Raw genomic sequence first — 23,702 nt, forward strand, 5'->3', positions numbered from 1 at the left:
CTCGTCCGCTGCGCCGGCGCCGCGTCGTGGCGGACGCGTCGCCTCCGGCGCGGCCTCCTTCTCCGGGTTGTTCGGAAGCGGTGCAGGCCGACGCATCGACTACGCCCCGTCGGTCCGGCGCAGCGACTCCAGAACCTGCGGGATGATCTGGTAGACGTTCCCGCACCCGAGCGTGACGACGTAGTCCCCTCGCGTGCGACGGTGGCCGTGTAGTCGGCCGCGTCCTGCCAGTCGGCGACGTAGTGCACGTGCGACGGGTCGCGGAAAGCACCGCTCACCAGTTCGCCCGTGACGCCGGGGACCGGGTCTTCGCGCGCACCGTAGACGTCGAGCATCACGGTGTGATCCGCGTACTGCTCCAGGACGTCGGCGAACTCCTGGTACATGTGCTGCGTTCGTGAGTACGTGTGCGGCTGCTGGATCGCGATGATCCGACCCGCACCCGCGATGCTGCGCATGGCTTCGAGCGCTGCCCGCACCTCGGTCGGATGATGGGAGTAGTCGTCGTACACCGTCACGCCGCGTTCGATGCCGTGCTGCTCGAGGCGGCGCACCGTCCCGGCGAATCCTTCGACCGCTCGGACGGAGTCGGCGAGCGGGTGACCCAGCGCGAGGAGCACCGCGACCGCTCCCGCGGCATTGATCGCGTTGTGCACCCCGGGCACGGCGAGCTGCATGCGCACCTGCTCCGCCCCATGGCTGATGGTCGCCGCGACAGGGCCGGCCGCGACGACGTCGGTCACCCGTACATCTGCGTCCTCCGCCTCGCCGAACGTCAGCACACGGGGTGGGAGAGCCCGGCGCCGACCCTGAGGGCTCCGGCGTCGTCGCTCGAGATGACGACGGCCTCGGAAGCGGCGTCGGCGAACCGAACGAACGCGTCGTGGAAGGCCTCATCCGAGCCGTAGTGATCGAGGTGGTCGGGGTCGACGTTCGTGATCAGCGCGACCGCGGTGTCGTACAGCAGGAACGTGCCGTCGGACTCGTCGGCCTCGACGACGAACAGGTCATCGGAACCTGTGGCGCTCGAGGTCCCGAGCTGTTCGATGACCCCACCGTTGACGAAGTGCGGGTCGGCACCGAGTTCACGCAGCGCGGTGACGATCATGCCCGTCGAGGTGGTCTTGCCGTGCGCTCCGGCGACCGACACGAGCCGACGTGTGCCGATCAGCCAATGCAGCGCCTGGGAGCGGTGGATCACGTGCAGGCCCTTGGCCTTCGCCGTCACGAATTCGGGGTTCTCGGGCCAGATGGCTCCGGTGTGCACGACCGTGTCGGCATCGCCGAGATACGCCGCGTCATGACCGACGTGCACGGTCGCGCCGGCCGCGGCCAGCGCGCGCAGGTTGTCGCTGTCGGCGCGGTCGCTGCCGGAGACGCGGATGCCCGCATCGAGGAACATCTTGGCGAGACCGCTCATGCCGGAGCCGCCGATGCCGATGAAGTGTGCGGAGGTGATCGTCTCGGGTATGGGGAGGGAGAGGTCGGGTCTGATCATGTCCGCTTCAGTCTACTTTTCGTTCCGTCGAGGCGATCGCACCGGCGGCACCCAACGCGCGGTCGATCAACGAGATCACATTCGCGGTGCCGTTGCGGGTCCCCGCGGTCTCGGCTGCCGCGGCCATCCGATCGATCCGTTCCCGGTCTCCCAGCAGAGGGATCACGATCCGCCGAACGGCATCCCCGTCGAAGGAAGCGTCATCGAGGAGCTGAGCGGCTCCCGCGGCCACCGCAGAGGCCGCGTTCAGACGCTGTTCGCCGTTGCCGACCGAGTACGGCACGTAGAGAGCGGGGATTCCCAGGGCGCTGACCTCACTCACCGTCGCCGACCCCGACCGCGAGACGATGAGGTCTGCGAGCGCGAAAGCGAGGTCCATGCGGTCGACGTAGCGCCGCAGCGCGTATCCCTCCACCCCGGATCGGGCAGGTCGCTGCGCTCGCCGGTCACGTGCAGCAACTGCCATCCGGCTTCCAGAACGTCCCGCCAGGACCCCGCGATGGCGTCGTTGAGTCGTTGCGCGCCGAGCGATCCTCCGAAGACCAGCAGGACGGGGCGATCCGCGTCGAGGCCGAAGTACGCCGCAGCTTCGGCCCGCGTCGCCGCGCGATCGAGCGCGATGACCTCCTGGCGCAACGGCATGCCGACGACCTCGCTGCCACGCAACGGCGTGCCCTCGAACGCGACGCCGACGCCGGCGGCACGGCGGGCGCCCAGGACGTTGGCGAGTCCGGGCTTGGCGTTGGCCTCGTGCACCACGAACGGCACGCCCTCACGACGGGCGGCCACATAAGCGGGCGCCGAGGCGTACCCACCGAAGCCCACCACCACATCGACATCGTGGGCGCGGATGTGCGCACGCACTTGCGATATGGCGCGGCGGAACTTCAGCGGGAAAGCGGCAGCCTGCCTGTTCGGACGGCGGGGGAAGGGGACCTTGTCGACGATGAGCAGTTCGTATCCGCGCGCGGGGACGAGTCGAGACTCCAGTCCCTCTGCCGTGCCGAGCACGAGCACAGCCGCATCGGCATCGCGTTCACGGAGGGCGTCGGCGACGGCGAGCAGGGGGTTCACATGGCCGGCGGTGCCACCGCCGGCGAGGAGATACGAAGTCACCTGGTGACCCTACCCCGGCCGGCTGACTGCTTCTCGGTCACGGGAATCGTGCGCGCGAAGGCGAGCAGGACACCGCACGCGATGAGCACGGCGAGCAGGGCCGTGCCTCCTTGGGACATGAAGGGAAGAGGCACACCCATCACCGGGAACACGCCGATGACGACGCCGATGTTCAAGACGGCCTGACCGACGATCCACACCGTGATACCACCAGCGGCGACGCGGATGAAGGCGTCCGGCGTCTTCCGGATGATGTGGAAGGCGCCGACCGTGAAGAACGTGAACAGCGCGAGCACGACGATGCACCCGATGAGTCCGAGTTCCTCGCCGACGATCGCGAAGATGAAGTCGTTGCCCGCGGCGGGCAGCCAACCGTACTTCTCCTGCGAATTGCCGAGGCCCAGTCCGAAGATGCCCCCGGACGCCATCCCCCAGATGCCGTGGATCGACTGGTAGCAGTCGGTGTCGTACAGGGCCATGTTGTCGCAGGTCGCCGTGATGCGGCGCATACGGTCCTGGCTCGACAGCGCGTAGGCGAGCACCGCGGCGACGCCGAGCACCACCGGGATGATGAACAGTCGGAGCTTGACCCCTGAGAAGAAGAGACACCCGAGCAGGATGAGCACCAGCACCATCGCGGTGCCGAGGTCCTTGCCCGCGAGCACGGTTCCGATCGCCAGAGCACCGACCGGGATCACGGGGATGAAGACGTGGTGCCACGTGCCCAACATCGCCTGCTTGCGCAGCAGCACGGCCGCGATCCACAGGGCGAGGGCGAGCTTGAGGAACTCGGAAGGCTGGAGCGTGAAGCCGGCGATCTGGATCCAGTTCCGGTTTCCGCCGTCCGCGATGCCCAGCGGCGTGAACACGAGCAGTTGCAGCGCGACGGCGCCGAACAGCGCCGGCCACGCCATCTTCTTGAGGAACGCGACCGGCGTGCGGCTGATCAGGAACATGAGCGGGACCCCGAGCAGGGCGAACACCCCCTGGCGGAGGACACCGCCCATCGGGTCGTTGCCGCTTGCCACGGCGGTCGCGCTGGTGGCGGACAGCACCATCACCAGGCCGAAGAGCGTCAACAGCAGGGCGGTGGACGCGATCAGGAGGAACTCGGTCGACACCGGCGTGAACCGGCGGCCGAGCGAGACCCTGGCGGCGAGTCCGCCGGACTCAGAACGCGGAGGGCGGGACACCTGCGTCATCGGCGCTCCCCCGGTCTATCCAATTCCGCACCGCTTCCGCGAAGCGATGCCCTCGATCCGCGTAACCGGTGAACTGGTCGAACGACGCCGCAGCCGGGGCCAGCAGGACTGTGCCCTCGCCTTCGACGATCCTCGACGCGATCTCCACGACCCGGATCATGACCTGATCAGTCTCGCCAGCATCGACCTCGAACACGGGGACCGTCGGCGCGTGTCGCCGGAATGCCGCGACCACTTCGGTGCGCTCGACGCCGATCACGACCGCGGCACGCGCCGTCCCGCCGACATCGGCGACCAGATCGGCGATGTCGACGCCCTTGAGATCTCCGCCCACGACCCACACCGCACCGGGGTAGGCCCGCAACGACGAGGCGGCGGCATGCGGGTTCGTGGCCTTCGAGTCGTCGACCCAGGTGATGCCGCCGAACCGTGCGATGACCTGGATGCGGTGGGCGTCCAGCTGGAACGACTGCAGCGCATCGTGGATCGCCTCCGGCTCCACACCCAGCGATCGTGCGAGAGCGCTCGCGGCGAGGATGTTCTGCACGATGTGCGGAGCCGCGAGCCCCGCCTCGTCCAGAGCAGCGACCGTGGTGAGTTCGAGAGCGCTGCGCGCGCGGTCGTCGAGGAACGCGCGGTCGACCACGAGCCCTTCGACGATGCCGAGGTCGCTCGGGCCGGGGATGCCGAGGTCGAAGCCGATCGCCCTGGCCCCCTCGACGACCTCCGCCTCCTCGACCATGAGCCGTGTGGCCTCATCCGCCTTGTTGTACACGCAGGCGATCCGGGTGTTGCGGTACACGACCGCCTTGGCGTCGCGATAGGCCTGTGCGCTGCCGTGCCAGACCAGATGATCGTCGGCGAGGTTGAGGCACACGGCCGCGTACGGGAACAGCTCCCCCTCGGGCCGCGACTGGCCGAGGTACCAGAGCTGATGGCTCGAGAGCTCGACCGCCAGGACGTCGAAGCCTCCAGGGTCGCGTACGGCGTCGAGCACCGGGACGCCGATGTTCCCGCATGGTGCGGCCCGGAGTCCCCCCTCCACGAGCAGTGCGGCGGTGAGCTGAGTCGTGGTCGTCTTGCCGTTCGTCCCGGTGATGAGCACCCAGTCGGCAGGCGTGCCGTCGGCGCGGAGGACCTTGTCGCGCACCCGCCACGCGAGCTCCACGTCACCCCAGATCGGGACCTCGGACTCCTGGGCCCAACGGATGATCGGATGCGACGGCGAGAAACCGGGAGAGGCGATCACCACCTCGGGGTCGAAGGCCGACAGCGCGGCGGGGACCGCGGCGAGGGGACCGAGTTCGAGCCGGGCACCGATCACGGGGACCAGACGCTCGTACTCCTCTTCGGCGGACTCGCTGAACACGAACACATCGGCCCCGAGCTCTGCGAGCGTGTCAGCCGCGGAGAAGCCGGTCATCGACAGCCCGAGCACCGCGACTCTGAGCCCGCGCCAGTCGGCGTGCCAGCTGGTCAGCCCGGCGATGCGCTCAATCGACACGGGTGAGCCATTCGACGTAGAAGAGACCGACGGCCGAGACCGCCAGCAGGCCGGCGATGATCCACATGCGCACGACGATCGTGACCTCCGACCAGCCGCGCATCTCGAGGTGGTGATGGAAAGGGCTCATGAGGAACAGGCGCTTGCCGCGCGTGATCTTGAAGTACGCCCGCTGCAGGATGACGGACCCGGAGGACAGGACGAACACACCGGCGATCACCAGCAGGAGAAGCTCGGTGCGGGTGAGGATCGCCATCGCCGTGATGACGCCGCCGATCGCCATCGAGCCCACGTCGCCCATGAAGACCTTCGCCTTGGGGGCGTTCCACCACAGGAACCCGATCAGGCTTGCCGCGAACGAGGCGGCGATGATCGCGAGGTTGAACGGGTCGCGCACTTCGTAGCATCCGCCGAGCGCGTCGGGATCGCCGCCGATGCAGGGCTGCTTGAACTGCCAGAAGGCGATCACGCTGTAGGCGCCGACGACGATGACTCCGGCTCCAGCAGCGAGCCCGTCGAGGCCGTCCGTCAGGTTGACGCTGTTCGACGTCGCGACACCGATGATCGAGATCCAGACGAGGTAGAGGATCCACCCGAGCACGATGCCGAAGGCGAACAGGTTGAGCCAGGTGATGTCGCGGAAGAGCGAGATCGACGCACTCGCCGGCAGCTGCCCCCACTTGTTCGGGAAGTTCAGGGCGACGATGCCGAAGGGGATGATGACCACCAACTGGCCGATCACCTTGCGCCAGCCCGACAAGCCGAGGCTGCGCTGGCTGCGGACCTTCATGTAGTCGTCGATGAATCCCACTGCGCCGAAGCCGACCATCAGCCAGATCACCAGGATCGCCGAGAGCGCTGGTACCTCGCCGCTGACGTAGACACCGGTGAAGTAGCCCACGATCGAGCCGACGATGAAGATCACGCCGCCCATCGTGGGGGTGCCGCGCTTCGCCTCGTGGCTCGGGTTGTGGACGGACTCCGGGGTGCGGATGACCTGCCCCCAGCCCCACTTCCGGAAGAGTCGGAGGAAGACGGGAGTCAGGAACAGGGTGAAGGCGAGCGAGATCGCCGCCGCCATGATGAGTGACCTCACGAGAACAATTCTCCCAGACGATCGCCGAGATGCCTGAGGCCCACGGAATTGGATGACTTCACGAGCACGCGGTCGCCGTCGCGGAGTTCGCCGCGGAGGTACTCGTACGCCGCATCCTGATCGGGCAGATGCACGGCCTCGCTGTCCCACGACCCTTCGCCCACCGCCGCAAGATACAGACGACGCGCCTCAGGACCCACGACGACGATGCGCCGGATGTTGAGCCGGACGGCGAGCAGACCGATCCGGTCATGTTCCTCGCCCGCACTCTCTCCGAGCTCGCTCATGGCGCCGAGGACCGCGACCGTGCGCTCCTCGGGGCCGGAGATCTGCGCGAGCGTGCGCAGTGCCGCCGCCATCGAATCGGGGCTCGCGTTGTAGGCGTCGTTGATGATCCGGACGCGGTCGTTGCCGAGGGGCTGCATCCGCCACCGTTCCGCGATCTCCACCGTCTCCAGGCGCGCGACCGCATCGGCGGGCGCGACCCCGAGCACGACCGCGGCGGCGATCGCTGCCAGGGCGTTGGTGACATGATGCGCGCCGAGCACCTGCAGCCGCAGGGGCAACCGCTTATCCGCGACCTCGATGGTGCATGACGTACCGGCCGCCGAGACCGTGACGTCGGAGGCCCGCACCGCGGCGGCGGGGCTCTGTCCGAAGCCGACCACGTTCAGCCCGCGGGCGGTCGCGAGTTCCTGCATCGCAGACACCCGGGGTCGTCGACGTTGAGCACGGCCGTGCCGGGCACGCGTGCAGCCGAGACGAGCTCGGACTTCGCCTTCGCGGTCGCCTCGATTCCTCCGAACCCTCCCGCATGCGCCAGGCCGACCATCAGCACGACGGCGATGTCCGGCTCGACGAGGCCGGCGAGGTGCGCGATGCTCCCCGGACCCGCCGCCCCGAACTCGCTCACGAGGTAGCGGGTGCTCTCGGTGACCCGGAGCATGGTGACGGGAGCGCCGACCTCGTTGTTGTACGACTTCACCGGGGCGACGGTCTCGCCCTCATCCTGCAGGATGCGCGCGAGGAAGTTCTTGGTGGTGGTCTTGCCGTTCGATCCGGTGATGCCGATGATGCGCAGGCCGCCACCGGCCCTGACCCGGGCGACGACTTCACGGGCGAGATCGGCGAGCGCCGCGACGGCATCCGGGACGACGATCTGGCTTACGGGCACGTCGACGACGTGCTCGACGATGGCCAGCACGGCTCCTGCCTCGACAGCGGCGCCGACGAAGCGATGCCCGTCCGTCTCTGCGCCCGGCTTCGCCACGAAGATCGATCCGGGGACCATCGAGCGCGAGTCGGTGTCGACGACACCGTCCACGACGGTCTCGGCCGAATCATCTCCGGCAACGCGCAGATCACCGCCGACAGCGGCGGTGATCTCAGCGAGCGTCAGGGCGATCATTTCATCTCCATGCGCGGCTCTCGCCGACTATCCGAACTTGGGAAGGAGCGCGTCCATCGGGACAGAGGACGGCATCACGCGATAGGTCTTCATCACCTGCGTCATCGCCTTCTGGAAGGCGGATGCGGTGGCCGCGGACGATACAACCTTAGTCGGCTCGTCGAGGGTGACCACGACGACGTACTGCGGGTCATCGACCGGAGCGAACCCCACCATGCTCGTGTAATACACCCCGGCCTTGTAGCCGCCGTTCCCGTCCGACACCTGCGCCGTACCGGTCTTGCTGGTCACGCGGTAGCCGGGAACCTGGATGCGATCGGCGTTGCCACCCTGGACCGCCACGTTCTCGAGCATCCGAGTGAGCTCGGCCGCCGTCTGCTCCTTGATGATCTGCTCGTGCTTCGGCTTCTCGGGCGTCGCGACCGTGCCGTCCTCGGCCGTGCAGGATTCCACGAGCGACAGGTCGATCTTCTCGCCGCCGTTCGCGATCGCCTGGTACGCGCCGGCGAGCTGTGCCGCCGTGACCGAGTAGTACTGGCCGAAGGTCGTGGTGTACAGCGACTGGCTGTCCCACTCGCTGACGGGGTGCAGCAGACCGCCGACCTCCGAGGGGAAGTCGATCGTCTTCTGTCCCACACCGAAGCGCTGCAGGTAGTCGTATCGCACCTCGGGGCTCACCATGGTGCCGAACTTCGACAGCGCGACGTTCGACGAGTCGATCAGTCCGCCGGCGAGGGTGTAGTTGTATGCCGGGTGGCTGAACGCGTCGTTGATGACAGCGCCGTTGGGGAAGGTCTCGCGCGATGCGGCGCTGACCGTGCTGAGCGGGGTCAGCCCGGCGCCTTCGATCGCGGCAGCGGCGGTGATCGCCTTGAAGGTCGATCCGGGTTCGAAATCCTTGTGGAAGATCTGGCTGTATCGCGTCTCGGGTGTGGACGAGTCGAGGTCGTTGGGGTCGAGGGAGGGCCACTCCGCTGCCGCCCTGATCTTGCCCGTCTTCACGTCGACGACCGTCACGGTGCCGCCCTTGGCCCCCTGCTTCTGGGCCTCTTCGCCGATCATCTGCTGCAGGTACCACTGCAGGTCGCTGTTGAGGGTCAGCTGCACCGAACCGCCGTTGACCGCCGGCACCGTGCGCTCGCTGCCCGGGATCACGACGCCGTTGGCACCGGTGCGATAGGACTCCTCGCCGTCGGTCGGTGCGAGGCAGCCCTCGCCCAACTGCTCGATCCCGGCCTGCGCTGCCCCCGAGCTGTCGAGGAATCCGAGGATGTTTCCGGCGACCGCACCGTTCGGGTATACCCGGGTCTCCCGGCCCTCCATGTGCAGGTAGGCGAGGTTGTTCTCTCGCTTCAGGTCGCGCAGCTCGATGTACTGCTCGGTGGTGAGGGACTTCTTGAGCGGGGCGTACTGACTCTGCGAATCCTTCGCGAGTGCGTCGCTGACGAGCGCGCGGACCTCGTCGCCCGTCTGTCCGGTGATGGCCGCGATCTTGTCGGCGGCTTCAGCCCAGGGCAGTCGAGGATCGTTCTCTTCGAGCTGCATGATCACCTTCGGACTGAGCTGCGCGTCGTAGACCATCACGCTCGATGCCAGAACGGTGCCGCCCGAGTCGACGATCGAGCCCCGCTGTCCCGAGATCGTCTCGCCGACGCCGATCTTGGTCAACGATTGCGAGACGTGCTCGTCGGCGCTCACGACCTGGATGTCGACCAGTCGCACCACGAAGGCCGCCAGCACGGAAAGGATGACCGCGAGGGCGACGACGGTGCGTCGCCGCGGACCGCGGGTGGCTCGTGTCGTCATGGGATCTCTCCGTCGATCGTGTTCGGCTCAGTGGGTGGAAGGGCTCGGAAGCCCGTCGGTGATCGCCGGCGGGAGTTCCTGGGTCGTCTGTTTGGTCGCTCCCTCGTCGGTCGTGGTCTCCGCGGGCGGAGGCTCGACGATCAAGGAGTTGCTCACGGCTCCCACGCCGACGGGGTTCACGGTCGACGTCCAGTCCGCACCCGCACCGGTGCCGAACACGGCACCGTCGCTGAGGCGCAGGTACGACGGCGACCCGGCCACCACCATCCCCGAGGCCTGCGGCGCTGCTCGCGAGCACCTGCGGCGAACTGAGCCCGGTGAGCTCCTCTTGGAGCGCGTGCGTGCGCAGGTCCAGTTCGCGCTGCTGGGAGGAGAGCCCGGCGAGGGTGAAGGAGTCCTGCGTGATCGCGAGCGACAGCCCGACCTGCGCGGCGCCGATCGCCAGCGCCCCGGCCAGAGCGACGAGGGCGTACGCGAGCTTGGGCTTGCGGCGGACGGCCGGTCGCGTGACGGGCTGCAGACGCCGCTGCGGCTCGCGTGTCGGCGCGATCGGCTGTGTCGGCTTCCGTACGACGGCATTCAGGCTCATGCGCTCTCCCGCAGTTTCTCGGCGGCGCGCAGGCGCACCGGGATCGCGCGCGGGTTGCGCGCGCGCTCGTCGTCATCGGCGAGTTCTGCGCCCTTGGTCAGGATGCGGAAACGCGGAGCGTGCTCGGGGAGCTCGACGGGGAGCCCGGCGGGTGCGGTCGAGGCGGCAGCCGCCGCGAACGCCTGCTTGACCAGACGATCCTCGAGCGACTGGTACGACATCACCACGATGCGCCCGCTCACCGCGAGGGCGTCCATCGCGGAGGGGATCGCGTCGGCGAGAACGTTGAGTTCGGCGTTGACCTCGATGCGGAGCGCCTGGAACACGCGCTTCGCCGGGTGACCGGCGCGCTGAGCGGCGGCGGGCGTCGCGGCGATGAGGATCTCGACCAGCTCGCCCGAGCGTGTGATCGGCTGCTTCTGGCGCGCGTCGATGATGAAGCGCGCGTACCGACCGGCGAGCTTCTCTTCGCCGTAGCGCTCGAAGATGCGTCGCAGATTGCCCTCGCTGTATGTCGCGATCACGTCGGCGGCGGTGACGCCCTTCGTCTGGTCCATCCGCATGTCGAGCGGAGCATCCTTCGAGTAGGCGAATCCCCGCTCGGCCTCGTCGAGCTGAAGGGAGGAGACGCCGAGGTCGAAGAGGACTCCTGCCGCGCCCTGCGCATGCAGCCCGATCTCGTCGTACACGGCGTGGACCAGGGTGATGCGGTCACGGAAGCGGGCGAGCCGCTCCCCCGCGATGCGCAGCGCGTCGGTGTCGCGATCGAGCCCGATCAACCGGATGTTCGGAAAGCGCTCCAGAAGGGCCTCCGAATGTCCGCCCATGCCGAGAGTGGCATCCACGAGCACCGCTCCGTCCGCATGGAGGGCGGGGGCGAGCAGCTCGACGCAGCGGTCGAGCAGGACGGGGGTATGGATGTCGCGGAGGTTCATGATCCTTCTCGGGGTGACCGTGGGCTCTGATCCCCCTCCGCTTCTCGACCCGGCACCGGGGAAGTGTGTCGGGGCGGGAGCGGCGGGGCATCACAGCCACGGTCAGAAGAGTCCCGGAATCACCTCCTGCTCGAGGTCGGAGTAGGTCTCCTCGCCGGCGGCGAGGTAGGCGTTCCAGCTCTCGGCATCCCAGATCTCGGCGTGGGCGCCGACTCCGGTGACGATGAGCTCCTTCTGCAGTCCCGCGTACTGGCGGAGGTGCGCGGGGATGGTGATGCGGTTCTGACTGTCGGGCATCTCCGCACTCGCACCGGAGAGGAACAGACGCATGAAGTCACGCGCTTGCTTGTTCGCGAGCGGCGCCTGACGGATCCGCTCGTGCATCGCCTCGAACTCGGCCGTGCTGAACACGTAGAGGCACCGCTCCTGGCCTCGGGTGACGACGATGCCGCCGCCGAGGTCTTCGCGGAACTTCGCGGGAAGGATGACCCGTCCCTTGTCGTCCAGCTTCGGAGAATGCGTACCCAGCAACATCGGCCATCACCCCCTCTGCGTCCGGCCAACTCGAGGTTGCGCCCCACTTTACTCCACTTTCCTCCACTTACCTACGACCAATCGGCCGCGGACATGTGGGTACGCCGAAGAACACTCCCAAGAACCGCAGAATTCCGCGGTGGAGCGTGGTGGAGGACCAGTGGAGGGAATCCGTGGTCAATGCGACGAAGGGTTAACGACAGAAGCCCGGATGCTCAGCATCCGGGCTTCTGTCGTTAAGTTCTGTGGGGATCAGTGTCCGTCTTGGCGTCGGTCCCATCGGTCGTTCATGCGATCCATGAACGAGGCGGATTCCTGTCGCTTGGTCGTGGAGCGCTCACGGGGCTCCGCCGGGCTCGATCGTCGCACGGGCGTGACGGCGACCATGACACCACCGAGCATCGCCGCGAATCCGATGACGCCGACCACGATGCCCCAGACGCCACCGAGGATCACGCCGGCCACGAGGCCGCCGACCCCGGCGAGCAGGAGCAGAGCACCGTAGACGAGATTTCGGTAGCTCAGTGCGCGATCACCTGACGGCGCGCTGACGACGTCGGCATCATTGTGGAGGAGATGGCGTTCCATCTCATCGAGCAGACGCTGCTCCTGTTCGGAGAGTGGCATTTCGTCCCCCTCGGGTATCGTGCCTTCCAGTGTACGCGCGCCGAGGCGTCCGGGGCTAGCCGTAGGCCCTCCCCATCCTTTACGTATGCTGGGAGTCGTGCCGTCTCCCTCCCCTGTCCCCGGCGCCGTCGCCGCTCGTCTCGACCACTTCCTCGCACGCATGCGAGAGGAATCCTCGGATCACGGACCCGACGCCGCCGCGTTCCTCGACGCCGCCGCCGCGACGCTCGAGGGAGGCAAACGCCTGCGCGCACGCTTCTGCCATGCCGGCTGGCGAGCCGTCTCACGTTTCGACGACCGCCGCGCGACCGAGAACGACGTCCTCTGGGACATCTGCACGTCGCTGGAGATCTTCCAGTCGGCCGCGCTCGTGCACGACGATCTGATCGACAACTCCGACACTCGCCGCGGCCGCCCGGCCGCACACCGTGCCCTCGAGGAGTCGCACCGCTCATCCGGGTGGTCAGGCGATGCCGAAGCCTTCGGCCGCGCCTCGGCTGTCCTGCTCGGCGACCTCCTCGTCGCCTGGAGCGACGACCTGCTGGAGTCGGCGCTGGACGGGCATCCGCACGCGCGAGCGGTGCGGTCCGAGTACGCGAAGATGCGACGGGACGTGACGACGGGGCAGTTCCTCGACATCGCCGAGGAATCCGCATGGAGCGTCAACGATCCGCGCAGCCACGCCGAGCGGGCGCTGCGAGTGGCGTCGCTGAAGTCCGCCAGGTACAGCATCGAGCAGCCGCTCGTGCTCGGAGGCGCACTCGCCGGCGCGGACGCGGATCAGCTCGATGCCCTGCGGCGCTTCGGGCACCCGGTCGGTATGGCGTTCCAACTGCGCGATGACGTCCTCGGCGTGTTCGGCGATGCCGCTCTCACGGGGAAGCCCACCGGCGATGATCTTCGCGAGGGCAAGCGCACCGTGCTCGTCGCCCTCACCCGCCAGGAGCTGGACCCGTCTGCGCGGAATCTCCTGGACGAGATGCTCGGAGATGCGGAGCTGACGCCCGCGCAGGTGTCGTCTCTGCAGGCGACGATCACCGACTCCGGCGCTCTCGACCGGGTGGAGACCATGATCGCGGACTACGCGCGAGAGGCTGACCGTGCCCTCACGGGCACCCGACTCGACAACGCGGCGGTAGGCGAACTGCGCGAGCTCGCCAGAGCAGCCACGGTCCGTTCCGCCTGAGGACCGCTCGCGTCAGGCGAGGGTGCGCGCGAGGCGGCGGACGGCGCTCTTGTGTCCGGCGAGCAGCGAATCGATCGGCGAGCGGCCGAGGCTCTCTTCCTCCGTGAGGAGCCAGTCGATCAGTTCATCGTCGGAGAAGCCCGCGTCCTGGAGCACGATGATGGTTCCCCGCAGCGAGCTGAGCGGATGCCCGTCGACGATGAACACCGCCGGCACCGCGAAGACGCCGCTACGACGGGATCCGACCAGGTAATGCTCATCGATCAGGCGGCGCACGCGACCGAGGGGCTCATCGAGCACCTCGACGAGGTCGGGCATCGTCAGCCACTCGACAGCAGCGGCGGAGGGGGTTCCGGCAACGTTCTCAGACACGATGCCACTATGTCACCTCCTTCCTGTCGTCGCATGTCGACGCTCCAGTCACATCCTTCACTCGCGTCACTTCTGTTGACTTCTGTTTACATCCGTGTCAGCGTGAAGTGCTCGAAAAGGGGGCCAGCCTTGACTACCAAGACCGCCGCACGTCGCACGCGAAGTGTGCAGATCGGCCTGCCAGCGGCCGTGCTCGGCGCCCTCGCGGCGTCTCTCACCGCTGTGCCGGCCACCGCGTCCACCACCGCCACCGACCTCCGTGCGGTCGAACGGGACCTCGCGCCCGTGCGCTTCGTGCCCACACAGACCGCACCATCGAACTATGTCGTGCAGCCCGGAGACACCATCTCGTCGATCGCAGCGAGGTTCGGGTTGCGCACTGCGGACGTCCTCGCCTGGAACGGCCTGTCCTGGCGCTCGGTCATCTATCCCGGCCAGGCCCTGACGCTGAAGACGACGTCGGCACCTGCGCCCGCACCGGCTCAGGCCCCCACAGCGAAGACACACACGGTCGTCGCGGGTGACACCGTCTTCGCGATCGCACAGAAGCACGGCACGACGGTCGACGCCGTGCTCGCGGCGAACGGGCTCACGCGCGCATCGGTGATCTACCCCGGCCAGACCCTCGCCGTATCCGGCTCATCGACCGCACAGGCGGCTGCCCCGGCGGCCCCTGCCGCCGCAGCGGCTCCCTCGCCTGCTGCAGCTCCCGCCGCCGCTGCTGCACACACCGTCGTCGCCGGCGACACGCTCTTCGCCATCGCACAAAAGCACGGCACTTCGACGAAGACGCTCTTCGCGCTGAACGGTCTCGGACCGTCGTCGATCATCTACCCGGGCCAGAAGCTCATCGTCAAGGCGGCGCCGACCCCCGCGGCGGCCTCGTCATCGACCGGGCAGCGTTCGGCCACTCTCTCTGCCGAGCAGGCATCGAACGCCGCTCTCATCATCCGGGTCGGACGCGAGCTCGGCGTCTCCGATCGCGCCATCGCCATCGCCCTCGCGACCGGCATGGTCGAGTCGGGGCTGCGCAACCTCGACTGGGGTGACCGCGATTCGCTGGGGATCTTCCAGCAGCGCCCCAGCACGGGATGGGGAACGCCCGCGCAGATCATGGACGCGGAGCGCAGCGCGCGAGTGTTCTACGGAGGGCAGGGCGACCCGAACGGACACCTCACTCGAGGACTCCTGGACATCCCCGGCTGGGAGAGCATGCCCTTCACCGCCGCAGCCCAGGCCGTGCAGATCTCGGCCTATCCCGACAAATACGGGCAGTGGGAGACGCAAGCATATGCCTGGCTCGCCGTCTACAGCTGACGACATTCTGAAAACCCGCCGGAGCGAGGGGTGAGCCGCTCCCCTGTCTTTCAGGCAGTTCTCCATAGAATTCTGACGTGACGACCAATCAGCAGGCCGACCCCCTCATCGGGCGGCTTGTCGACGGCCGCTACCGCGTGCGCGCACGTATCGCCCGCGGCGGAATGGCCACGGTCTACGTCGCCACCGACCTCCGCCTCGAACGACGCATCGCCCTCAAAGTGATGCACGCGCATCTCAGCGACGACTCCGCGTTCCAGAGCCGCTTCATCCAAGAGGCCCGCGCGGCAGCCCGCCTCGCCGATCCCCACGTCGTGAACGTGTTCGATCAGGGGCAGGACGGCGAACTCGCCTACCTCGTCATGGAGTACCTGCCCGGCATCACGCTGCGGGAACTGCTGCGCGAGCAGAAGCGACTGACCATCCCGCAGACCATCACGATCATGGACGCCATCCTCGCGGGGCTGTCCGCTGCCCACAGGGCCGGAATCGTGCATCGTGACGTCAAGCCCGAGAACGTGCTCCTCGCCGAAGACGGACGCATCAAGATCGGCGACTTCGGACTCGCGCGCGCCACCACAGCGAACACGGCGACCGGACAGCAGCTGCTGGGCACCATCGCCTATCTCGCCCCCGAGCTCGTGACCCGTGGCACGGCCGATGCCCGCAGCGACATCTACGCGCTCGGCATCATGCTCTACGAGATGCTCGTCGGCGAGCAGCCGTACAAGGGCGAGCAGCCGATGCAGATCGCCTTCCAGCACGCCACGGAGTCGGTGCCACGCCCGAGCGTGCGCAACCCCGCAGTCCCCGAACAACTCGACGAGCTCGTGCTGTGGGCCACCGAGAAGTCACCCGACGAACGTCCGGACGACGCGCAGCAGATGCTCGATCGGCTGCGCGAGATCGAACGCGACCTGGGGATCGCCCCTGTCGCTGCCAGGGCCACCGCCCCGCAGCACAGCTCGTCCGACTCCGGCGACCTCACCAAGGTCATGCCAGGCACCATGGTGATCGCCGACCCTGCTGCTCCGGCGCCTGCCGCGCTCGACAACGCCACGCTTCTCCGTCGACGCGCGGCGAAACGCCGCGCGCGGAGCGTTCCTCCTCACTCTCGTCCTGCTGCTGGCCATGCTCGCCGGCGGCGTCGGCTGGTGGTTCGGCTCCGGCCCCGGCTCCCTCGTCGCGGTGCCCGGCGTCTCCGGTTCCACGTACGACGAGGCCGCAGCCGTGCTCGTGGATGCCGGCTTCGTCCCGACACAGAAGGACGAGTCGTCGGTCGACGTCGAAGCCGGTTCGGTGATCGAGACCGACCCGGGAGAAGGCACCCGACTCGACAAGGGGACGACCGTGACGGTCATCGTGTCGTCCGGGCCCGCCGCACACGACATCAGTGCGGTCGCCGGTGTCGCCGTCGAAGACGTGCGAGCATCCCTCGAAGCCGCCAACCTCCAGATCACCGACGACGAGGAGTACTTCGGCGACCTCGACGCCGGCAAGGTCATCAACGTGCGGGTCACCCCGCGCGACGGCGGGGACGCGTTCGCGTGCGCCGAGGGGTGCACGGTGCACGAGCAGGACACCGCGACGATCCAGGTGTCCCTCGGGCCGGTGCCCGATGTCAGCGACCTCAGCGTCGCCCAGGCGACGGACGCCCTCACCGGCAAGCGACTCAAGGTCAATCCGGAGAACCTCTACCAGACCAGCGACAGCATCGGGAAAGATCGCGTCATCGGGATCGCCGACCGATCCGAGGCCGGGGCCTGGCGACCCGGCGAGACCGTCCAGCTCATCGTCTCGCAGGGACCGCCGTTGTTCGACGTGCCCGACGTCTCGGGCATGACCCGCGACGAGGCGACCGGCGCCCTGAACGATGCCGGATTCAAATGGGCGTATACCAGCGGCACAGGCCTCCCGGACTCGGTGTGGGACCTCTTCGCCAACGAGAACACGAAGGTCGAGTCCTACAGCCCGACCGATGCCCAGCGCAAGGGCACCACCATCACCCTGACGATGAGCTTCTCCGGCTGACGGCGGACACACGAAGAGGGGCCGGAACAGTTGTTCCGGCCCCTCTTCGTGTGTCTCTGGGTGTCTCAGCGCTTCTCGAGCTCCTCGGCGACGAGGAAGGCGAGTTCGAGCGACTGCATGTGGTTCAGACGCGGGTCGCACAGACTCTCGTACCGGGTCGCGAGGGCGGCCTCGTCGATCTGCTCGGAGCCGCCGAGGCACTCGGTGACGTCGTCACCGGTGAGTTCGACGTGGATGCCGCCGGGGAACGTGCCAACGGCGCGGTGCGCCTCGAAGAATCCGCGCACCTCGTCGACGACGTCGTCGAACCGCCGTGTCTTGTAACCGGTCGGCGTGGTGATGCCGTTGCCGTGCATCGGGTCCGTGACCCACAGCGGCTGCGCACCCGAGTCGCGGACGGCCTCGAGCAGCGGCGGCAGGGCGTCGCGGATCTTGCCGGCTCCCATGCGGGTGATGAACGTGAGACGGCCGGGTTCGCGCTCCGGATCGAGCTTGTCGATGAGCTCGAGCGCCGTCTCCGGAGTGGTCGTCGGTCCGAGCTTGACGCCGATCGGGTTGCGGATCTTGGAGAAGTAGTCGACGTGCGCGCCGTCGAGCTCACGGGTGCGCTCCCCGATCCACAGGAAGTGCGCCGAAGTGTTGTACGGCGTGTCCGTGCGCGAATCGATACGCGTCATCGGACGCTCGTAGTCCATGAGCAGGCCCTCGTGGCCCGTGAAGAACTCGACGCGCTTGAGTTCGTCGAAGTCGGCTCCCGCGGCCTCCATGAACTTGATGGCGCGGTCGATCTCGGCCGCCATGCGCTCGTAGCGCTGGTTGGCCGGGTTCTGTGCGAAGCCCTTGTTCCAGGAGTGCACCTCGCGGAGGTCGGCGAACCCACCCTGCGTGAACGCGCGGATCAGGTTCAGCGTCGACGCGGCCGTGTGGTACCCCTGGAGCAGCCGGCCGGGGTCCGCTGTGCGGGACCCTTCGGTGAAGTCGTAGCCGTTGACGATGTCGCCTCGGTAGGCCGGCAGCGTCACCTCGCCGCGGGTCTCGGTGTCGCTCGAACGCGGCTTGGCGAACTGCCCGGCCATGCGTCCCATCTTGACGATCGGCATCGAGGCGCCGTACGTCAGCACCACGGCCATCTGCAGCACCGTCTTGATGCGGTTGCGGATCTGCTCGGCGGTCGCACCGGCGAACGTCTCGGCGCAGTCGCCACCCTGGAGGAGGAAGGCCTGGCCTGAGGCGGCGCGCGCGAGGCGGTCGCGGAGGTTGTCGACCTCACCGGCGAACACGAGCGGCGGCAGGGCCGCGATCTGACGGGAGACGTCGGCGACGCGGTCCGCGTCTGGCCACTGCGGCTGCTGCTTGATGGGAAGCGAGCGCCATGCATCAAGGGCGTCGATGTGGTGCGGGAGCATGCGTTCCAGCCTAGTGGTCGCGAGAACCGCGCAGACGCGCGTGCGAGGCTATGTGACGCGGGCGGGGAGGCGGTCTTTCACAGTGGAGGCGTAGACGTCCTCGTAGGTCTGCTCGCCGAGACGCTGCAGAGCGACCATGATCTCATCGGTGACCGATCGCAGGATGTAGCGGTCGTTCTCCATCCCCGCGTACCGGGAGAAGTCGAGCGGCTCTCCGATCACGATGCCGACGCGGACGATGCGGGGCAGTCGCTGACCGATCGGCATCGCCGTGTCGGTGTCGACCATGATCACGGGGATGACCGGGACCTTCGCCTCGAGGGCCATCCGGGCGATGCCGGTGCGGCCGCGATAGAGCTTGCCGTCGGGGCTCCGGGTGCCCTCGGGGTAGATGCCCAGCAGGTCGCCGCCGCCGAGCACCTGGAGCCCGGTATTGAGAGAGGCTTCGGACGCCTTGCCGCCGGAGCGATCGATCGGGATCTGGCCCGTGGCCTTCATGAAGAACTTCGTCGCCCAGCCCTTGACACCTCGGCCGGTGAAGTAGTCGCTCTTCGCCAGGAACGACATGGAACGGTCGATCACCAGCGGCAGGAAGATCGAGTCGGCGAACGACAGGTGATTGCTCGCGAGGATCGCCGCGCCACTCGCGGGCACGTTCTTGCGCCCCACGATCCACGGGCGGAAGACCGCCTTGACCACGGGCCCGATCACCACGTACTTCATCAGCCAGTAGAACATCGAGGTGAAGTCTAGCGCCGCCGCCGTCGTGCGCCTCGGTGCATCCGTCGCCACTCGCATACGAGCGACCCAGTCTCACCCCCGGCGCGACCGGGTTCCATGCCCTAGACTCGAAATCGCACCCCCGCCCGACCGGTACCGAAGGAGCTGCCGTGGTCCAGTTTGAAGTCCCCGCGATCGTCCCCGCCGATCCCGACGCGAACGTCGCCGACCTTCTCGTCAAGCGCGTGGAAGCCACGCCGGATCGCGCGCTGTTCTCCGTGCCCGAAGGAGACGGCTGGCGCGACATCTCCGCCGCCGACTTCCAGACGGCCGTGATCGCGCTCGCGAAGGGCTTCGCCGCCGCAGGCATCCAGCCGGGAGAGAAGGTGGGCTTCCTCGCCCGCACGACCTACGAGTGGACGCTCGTCGACTTCGCCCTCTTCTACGCCGGCGCGGTGATGGTGCCGATCTACGAGACCAGCTCCCCGTCGCAGATCCAGTGGATCCTCGAAGACTCCGGGGCGATCGCGCTGATCGTGGAGTCTCCTGAGCACTTCGCCAGGGTCGACGAGGTGCGCGGAGACCTCCCCCTCATCCGCGAGGTGTGGCAATTGCACCTCGGCGCGATCGACACCCTCACCGCCCAGGGCGCGTCCGTGTCCGACGACGAGATCCAGCGGCGTCGCTCCCTCGCCGTCGGGTCCGACATCGCGACCCTCATCTACACCTCGGGCTCGACCGGCCGCCCGAAGGGCTGCGTACTGACCCACAGCAACTTCGTCGAGCTCTCCCGCAATTCCGCGAAGGCTCTCGACGCGGTCGTCCAGACGCCCGGCGCCTCCACGCTTCTCTTCATCACGACGGCGCACGTGTTCGCCCGGTTCATCTCCATCCTGGACATCCACGCCGGCGTGCGTACCGGGCACCAGCCGGACACCCGTCAGCTCCTGCCGGCACTCGGATCGTTCAAGCCGACCTTCCTGCTCGCGGTCCCCCGCGTGTTCGAGAAGGTCTACAACTCGGCGGAGCAGAAGGCCGAAGCAGGCGGTAAGGGCAAGATCTTCCGCGCCGCCGCAGACGTCGCCATCGAGCACTCCAAGCTCCTCGAGCAGGGCAAGAAGATCCCGTTCGGGACGAAGCTGAAGTTCGCCCTGTTCAACAAGCTCGTCTACAGCAAGCTCCGGGAGGCGATGGGCGGCAACGTCGTGTACGCCGTCTCGGGCTCCGCTCCCCTGGGCTCCCGTCTCGGTCACTTCTTCCACAGCCTCGGCGTGGTCATCCTCGAAGGCTACGGCCTCACCGAGACGACCGCGCCCGCCACCGTGAACCTGGCGGACAAGTCGAAGATCGGCACGGTCGGCCCCGCGCTCCCCGGCGTCGGCGTCCGTCTCGCCGATGACGGCGAGATCGAGGTCCGCGGGATCAACGTGTTCAAGGAGTACTGGAACAACCCCGAAGCCACAGCCGAAGCCTTCAGCGAGGGTGGCTGGTTCCACACCGGCGACATCGGAAGCTTCGACTCCGAGGGGTTCCTCACGATCACCGGCCGCAAGAAGGAGATCATCGTCACCGCCGGCGGCAAGAACGTCGCCCCGGCCGCGCTCGAGGACCCGATCCGCGCCAACCCGATCATCGGTCAGGTCGTCGTGGTCGGAGACCAGCGACCGTTCATCTCGGCCCTCGTCACGCTCGACCCGGAGATGCTGCCGACCTGGCTCGCGAACAACGGCCTCGACGCCAAGATGTCCCTCGTCGACGCCTCGAAGAACGCCGCGGTGCGCGCCGAGGTGCAGCGCGCGGTTGACACCGCGAATGCGCACGTCTCCCGTGCGGAGTCGATCCGCAAGTTCACGATCCTCGACTCCGAGTGGACCGAGGCCTCGGGGCACCTGACGCCGAAGCTGTCGATCAAGCGCAACATCATCATGAACGACTTCGCCGACGAGATCGCCGCGATCTACGACGAGCCCGTCGCCACGACGAACGTCGCCATCGGCGGCTGACCACTCCGAGCATGAGGAAGGGCCCCGCGCGAGCGGGGCCCTTCCTCCTGCGTCCTTCGTGCGCGGGCGTTCAGAACCAGGAGCTCTCCCGCACCTCGCGCATGGCGACCTTGCGGGTCTCCGGATCGAGCCGGGCCAGGAACAGCGTGCCGTCGAGGTGATCGGTCTCGTGCTGCAGAGCCTGAGCGAGCAGGCCCTCGCCTTCGAGCACCACGGCGTTGCCGTCGAGGTCGATGCCCTCGACTCGGGCCCAGGGGTGACGTTGCGCGTCATGCCAGAGCCCTGGAACGGACAGACACCCCTCGCCCGTCGGCTCTGGTTCTCCGCGCACCTCGGTCAGCACCGGGTTGAGCACGTAGCCGATGTCTCCGTCGATGTTGTAGCTGAACGCACGCAGCGCGACACCGATCTGCGGAGCCGCCACCCCGGCTCGACCCGGCAGCTCGACGGTGTCGACGAGGTCTGCCACCAGCGCACGCACGCCCTCGTCGATCTCTTCGATCGGCGCACACACCGTGCGCAGAACCGGGTCGCCGAAGATGCGGATCTCACGCACCGCCATCAGGCGGCCTTGGCCCGCAGGCCTTCGACCAGCAGCGCAGCGAGCTCACGCGCCGCGATACGGGTCTCGGGCAGCAGACTCGCGAACACGATCGTCCCACCGCCCGCGATCTGCGGATCGTAGGGAACACGGACGACGCTGCGCGCACGAGTGGCGAAGTGCGCCTGCAACTCGTTCAGACGCACGAGCGGCGCCCCCGGAGTCGACTGGTTCAGCACGACGATGGCCTCGCGCGCCTGCTCCGCATACCCGTTGGTCTCGAGCCACGTGAGCGTCTCGGATGCCAGCCGCGCCTCGTCGACGCTGAGGCCGGAGACGATGACGATCTGGTCTGCGAGATCGAGGGTGGCCGACATCACGGAATGCACGATGCCGGTGCCGGTGTCGGTCAGGACGAGCGAGTAGTAGTGCGCGGCGACGCCGGCGACGTCACGGTAGTCGCTGTCGCTGAAGGCTTCGGCGATGCGCGGGTCCGCGTCAGAGGCGAGCACATCGAGACGGGTCGCATCCCGCGCGACGATCGCGGAGATGTCGTGGTATCCCTTGACATCGTCGTGGATGCGCACGAGGTCGCGCACCGACTTGCTGTGGTGCGGGCGGACGATGCGCTCGGCGAGCGTGCCTCGATCGGGATTGGCGTCGACGGCGATCACTCGATCCTCACGCGCGTCGGCGAGCGCCATGCCGAGCAGAGCGGTGATCGTCGTCTTGCCGACGCCGCCCTTGCGGGACAGCACAGGGACGAAACGCGCCCCGCCGGCGAGTGGGGCGGCGATCCTCGCCGAGAGCGCCTTGCGCTCGCGCGCGCGCCGACCGTCTCCGATGTTGATCCGTCGACCGGACACCGCGTACAGGAAGTGGCTCCACGTACCCTCCGGTTCGGGCTTGGCGAGCCGATTCGGGGCGAGCAGACGATCGGCGGTGAGCAGATCGGCCGATTCCCTCGAGGACTCCCCGAGATCATCCAGGCGCTTGGAGGTGAGCGTCACGTCCGTACGCGCCGCGACGCGAGCGGAGGGGGACACGGCGGACGTCGTCTTGTCGGGAGTGGACACGGGCCGGTTCTCCTTCTCGAGGGGTGCGCGCGTGCGCGCGGGCGCGGCGGGCGTCGACTCGACATCGGCGTTCGCCCTGGCGAGGAAGCGTGCAGCAGCCTCCGCTTCTTCGGACTTCTCGATGTCGTCGCCGACAGTGGGCGGTTCCGGGTCGTCGACCACCTCGGCATCGACGACCTTCTCCGACGACGCGCCTACGATCGGCGTCTCGACGGATGCCGGCTCCTCGATCACCGTCGCATCGACGATCGTCTCGTCTGTCTCGGATTCGTCGCTCACGGATTCGTCGAGAGCGACATCATCGAGTGCGACATCGTCGATGACGGTCGCGTCGGGGTTCTCTCCCGCTGAGGACGGTGTCGTCTCCGGCTCCTCGACTGCGTGGGCCTCTCCCTCGACCGACTTCTGCCGGATCGGCGCGGCCGATGAGAGGACCGTCGCCGACGGCGCGGACTTCTTCGTCGGTTCGACGACGCCCGGGGGTCGATGACGAGATCGCCGACGACCTCGCCCTCGACGACGCCGTCGTCGGCGAGGTCATCGTCGTCGTCCATCGGCAGCGTCACGCTGACCTGGGCGGTCCCGCCGAGGATGCCTATTCCTGCCGTGTCGAGAGACGCGGCTTCGTCGAGCACCCCCAGCGGGTTGTCGTCGGGGTCGATGGTGTTCTTCGGTGTCACGATGTCGCTCCAAGCCTGTGCGAGCCTCGGGTGCGCACGTCGTGCGCAGGCCTCG

At 68.0% G+C, this 23,702-nt stretch carries 17 protein-coding genes and 4 pseudogenes; 4 read left to right on the plus strand and 17 right to left on the minus strand.

Going from position 1 to position 23,702, the window contains the following annotated elements; translation table 11 throughout:
* Window positions 1-99 precede the first annotated feature (99 nt).
* The 11 genes and pseudogenes from murC to K1X59_RS12245 all read right to left on the minus strand — a co-directional run bounded on the left by murC (window position 100) and on the right by K1X59_RS12245 (window position 12,315).
* Window positions 100-1,498: pseudogene (murC, locus tag K1X59_RS12195) on the minus strand (UDP-N-acetylmuramate--L-alanine ligase).
* A gap of 7 nt (window positions 1,499-1,505) precedes the next feature.
* Window positions 1,506-2,614: pseudogene (locus tag K1X59_RS12200) on the minus strand (UDP-N-acetylglucosamine--N-acetylmuramyl-(pentapeptide) pyrophosphoryl-undecaprenol N-acetylglucosamine transferase).
* Window positions 2,611-3,816, minus strand: a complete 1,206-nt coding sequence (gene ftsW, locus K1X59_RS12205) for a putative lipid II flippase FtsW (protein WP_183150295.1) — start codon at window positions 3,814-3,816, stop codon at window positions 2,611-2,613. The pseudogene K1X59_RS12200 and the gene ftsW overlap by 4 nt, the downstream one beginning before the upstream one ends.
* Window positions 3,785-5,320, minus strand: a complete 1,536-nt coding sequence (gene murD / locus K1X59_RS12210; RefSeq protein WP_183150296.1) for a UDP-N-acetylmuramoyl-L-alanine--D-glutamate ligase — start codon at window positions 5,318-5,320, stop codon at window positions 3,785-3,787. Before murD ends, ftsW begins: the two co-directional genes overlap by 32 nt.
* Entirely contained in the window at window positions 5,310-6,416 is a 1,107-nt protein-coding gene (gene mraY / locus K1X59_RS12215; RefSeq protein WP_183150297.1) for a phospho-N-acetylmuramoyl-pentapeptide-transferase, read from the minus strand. Before mraY ends, murD begins: the two co-directional genes overlap by 11 nt.
* Window positions 6,413-7,824 (minus strand): annotated as a pseudogene (gene murF, locus K1X59_RS12220) (UDP-N-acetylmuramoyl-tripeptide--D-alanyl-D-alanine ligase). The gene mraY and the pseudogene murF overlap by 4 nt, the downstream one beginning before the upstream one ends.
* A gap of 27 nt (window positions 7,825-7,851) precedes the next feature.
* The gene (locus K1X59_RS12225; RefSeq protein WP_183150298.1) at window positions 7,852-9,630 is read right to left on the minus strand and encodes a penicillin-binding protein 2; all 1,779 of its coding nucleotides are present in this window, start codon (window positions 9,628-9,630) and stop codon (window positions 7,852-7,854) included.
* Between the two features lie 27 nt (window positions 9,631-9,657).
* Window positions 9,658-9,897 (minus strand): hypothetical protein, encoded by a 240-nt coding sequence (locus tag K1X59_RS21480; RefSeq protein ID WP_258566829.1) that lies wholly within the window; start codon window positions 9,895-9,897, stop codon window positions 9,658-9,660.
* A gap of 318 nt (window positions 9,898-10,215) precedes the next feature.
* The gene (gene rsmH, locus K1X59_RS12235) at window positions 10,216-11,154 is read right to left on the minus strand and encodes a 16S rRNA (cytosine(1402)-N(4))-methyltransferase RsmH (RefSeq protein ID WP_183150300.1); all 939 of its coding nucleotides are present in this window, start codon (window positions 11,152-11,154) and stop codon (window positions 10,216-10,218) included.
* 102 nt (window positions 11,155-11,256) lie between these two features.
* The gene (gene mraZ / locus K1X59_RS12240) at window positions 11,257-11,688 is read right to left on the minus strand and encodes a division/cell wall cluster transcriptional repressor MraZ (RefSeq protein ID WP_017830220.1); all 432 of its coding nucleotides are present in this window, start codon (window positions 11,686-11,688) and stop codon (window positions 11,257-11,259) included.
* Window positions 11,689-11,940: 252 nt separating this feature from the next.
* Window positions 11,941-12,315, minus strand: a complete 375-nt coding sequence (locus K1X59_RS12245; RefSeq protein ID WP_183150301.1) for a DUF3040 domain-containing protein — start codon at window positions 12,313-12,315, stop codon at window positions 11,941-11,943.
* A 97-nt stretch (window positions 12,316-12,412) separates the two neighbouring features.
* Between K1X59_RS12245 and K1X59_RS12250 the strand changes: the two genes are divergently transcribed.
* A complete protein-coding gene (locus K1X59_RS12250; RefSeq protein ID WP_396652541.1) occupies window positions 12,413-13,501 on the plus strand; it encodes a polyprenyl synthetase family protein in 1,089 nt (362 codons plus the stop codon).
* Window positions 13,502-13,513: 12 nt separating this feature from the next.
* Here K1X59_RS12250 and K1X59_RS12255 read toward each other — a convergent pair whose 3' ends face one another.
* The gene (locus tag K1X59_RS12255; protein WP_345941066.1) at window positions 13,514-13,873 is read right to left on the minus strand and encodes an Rv2175c family DNA-binding protein; all 360 of its coding nucleotides are present in this window, start codon (window positions 13,871-13,873) and stop codon (window positions 13,514-13,516) included.
* 129 nt (window positions 13,874-14,002) lie between these two features.
* Here K1X59_RS12255 and K1X59_RS12260 point away from each other — a divergent pair, with 129 nt between their 5' ends.
* Together K1X59_RS12260 and pknB are read left to right on the plus strand one after the other, a co-directional pair.
* A complete protein-coding gene (locus K1X59_RS12260; protein ID WP_258566830.1) occupies window positions 14,003-15,190 on the plus strand; it encodes a LysM peptidoglycan-binding domain-containing protein in 1,188 nt (395 codons plus the stop codon).
* Between the two features lie 77 nt (window positions 15,191-15,267).
* Window positions 15,268-17,221 (plus strand): annotated as a pseudogene (gene pknB / locus K1X59_RS22905) (Stk1 family PASTA domain-containing Ser/Thr kinase).
* Window positions 17,222-17,286: 65 nt separating this feature from the next.
* Here pknB and K1X59_RS12270 read toward each other — a convergent pair.
* Together K1X59_RS12270 and K1X59_RS12275 are read right to left on the minus strand one after the other, a co-directional pair.
* Window positions 17,287-18,627, minus strand: coding sequence for a class II 3-deoxy-7-phosphoheptulonate synthase (locus K1X59_RS12270; RefSeq protein ID WP_183150304.1), 1,341 nt, complete (start codon window positions 18,625-18,627; stop codon window positions 17,287-17,289).
* 48 nt (window positions 18,628-18,675) lie between these two features.
* The gene (locus K1X59_RS12275; RefSeq protein WP_183152827.1) at window positions 18,676-19,365 is read right to left on the minus strand and encodes a 1-acyl-sn-glycerol-3-phosphate acyltransferase; all 690 of its coding nucleotides are present in this window, start codon (window positions 19,363-19,365) and stop codon (window positions 18,676-18,678) included.
* A gap of 152 nt (window positions 19,366-19,517) precedes the next feature.
* Here K1X59_RS12275 and K1X59_RS12280 point away from each other — a divergent pair, with 152 nt between their 5' ends.
* Window positions 19,518-21,350 (plus strand): long-chain fatty acid--CoA ligase, encoded by a 1,833-nt coding sequence (locus tag K1X59_RS12280; protein WP_183150305.1) that lies wholly within the window; start codon window positions 19,518-19,520, stop codon window positions 21,348-21,350.
* A 70-nt stretch (window positions 21,351-21,420) separates the two neighbouring features.
* Here K1X59_RS12280 and def read toward each other — a convergent pair whose 3' ends face one another.
* Genes def through K1X59_RS12295 form a run of 3 tightly spaced genes read right to left on the minus strand, consistent with a single transcriptional unit; the run spans window position 21,421 to window position 23,647 of the window.
* Entirely contained in the window at window positions 21,421-21,912 is a 492-nt protein-coding gene (def, locus tag K1X59_RS12285; RefSeq protein WP_183150306.1) for a peptide deformylase, read from the minus strand.
* Entirely contained in the window at window positions 21,912-23,246 is a 1,335-nt protein-coding gene (locus K1X59_RS12290) for a MinD/ParA family protein (RefSeq protein WP_258566831.1), read from the minus strand. The genes def and K1X59_RS12290 overlap by 1 nt, the downstream gene beginning before the upstream one ends.
* The gene (locus K1X59_RS12295; protein WP_183150308.1) at window positions 23,243-23,647 is read right to left on the minus strand and encodes a hypothetical protein; all 405 of its coding nucleotides are present in this window, start codon (window positions 23,645-23,647) and stop codon (window positions 23,243-23,245) included. The genes K1X59_RS12290 and K1X59_RS12295 overlap by 4 nt, the downstream gene beginning before the upstream one ends.
* Window positions 23,648-23,702: the final 55 nt, after the last annotated feature.

The sequence above is a fragment of the Microbacterium sp. Se5.02b genome, from assembly GCF_019464375.1.
GTDB lineage: Bacteria > Actinomycetota > Actinomycetes > Actinomycetales > Microbacteriaceae > Microbacterium.

Coding starts and splice junctions, on each gene's coding strand:
- ftsW (WP_183150295.1), bottom strand. CDS start 3,816: ATGACGCAGGTGTCCCGCCCTCCGCGTTCTGAGTCCGGCGGACTCGCC.
- K1X59_RS12225 (WP_183150298.1), bottom strand. CDS start 9,630: ATGACGACACGAGCCACCCGCGGTCCGCGGCGACGCACCGTCGTCGCC.
- K1X59_RS21480 (WP_258566829.1), bottom strand. CDS start 9,897: ATGGTGGTGGCCGGGTCGCCGTCGTACCTGCGCCTCAGCGACGGTGCC.
- rsmH (WP_183150300.1), bottom strand. CDS start 11,154: ATGAACCTCCGCGACATCCATACCCCCGTCCTGCTCGACCGCTGCGTC.
- mraZ (WP_017830220.1), bottom strand. CDS start 11,688: ATGTTGCTGGGTACGCATTCTCCGAAGCTGGACGACAAGGGACGGGTC.
- K1X59_RS12245 (WP_183150301.1), bottom strand. CDS start 12,315: ATGCCACTCTCCGAACAGGAGCAGCGTCTGCTCGATGAGATGGAACGC.
- K1X59_RS12270 (WP_183150304.1), bottom strand. CDS start 18,627: ATGCTCCCGCACCACATCGACGCCCTTGATGCATGGCGCTCGCTTCCC.
- K1X59_RS12275 (WP_183152827.1), bottom strand. CDS start 19,365: ATGTTCTACTGGCTGATGAAGTACGTGGTGATCGGGCCCGTGGTCAAG.
- def (WP_183150306.1), bottom strand. CDS start 21,912: ATGGCGGTGCGTGAGATCCGCATCTTCGGCGACCCGGTTCTGCGCACG.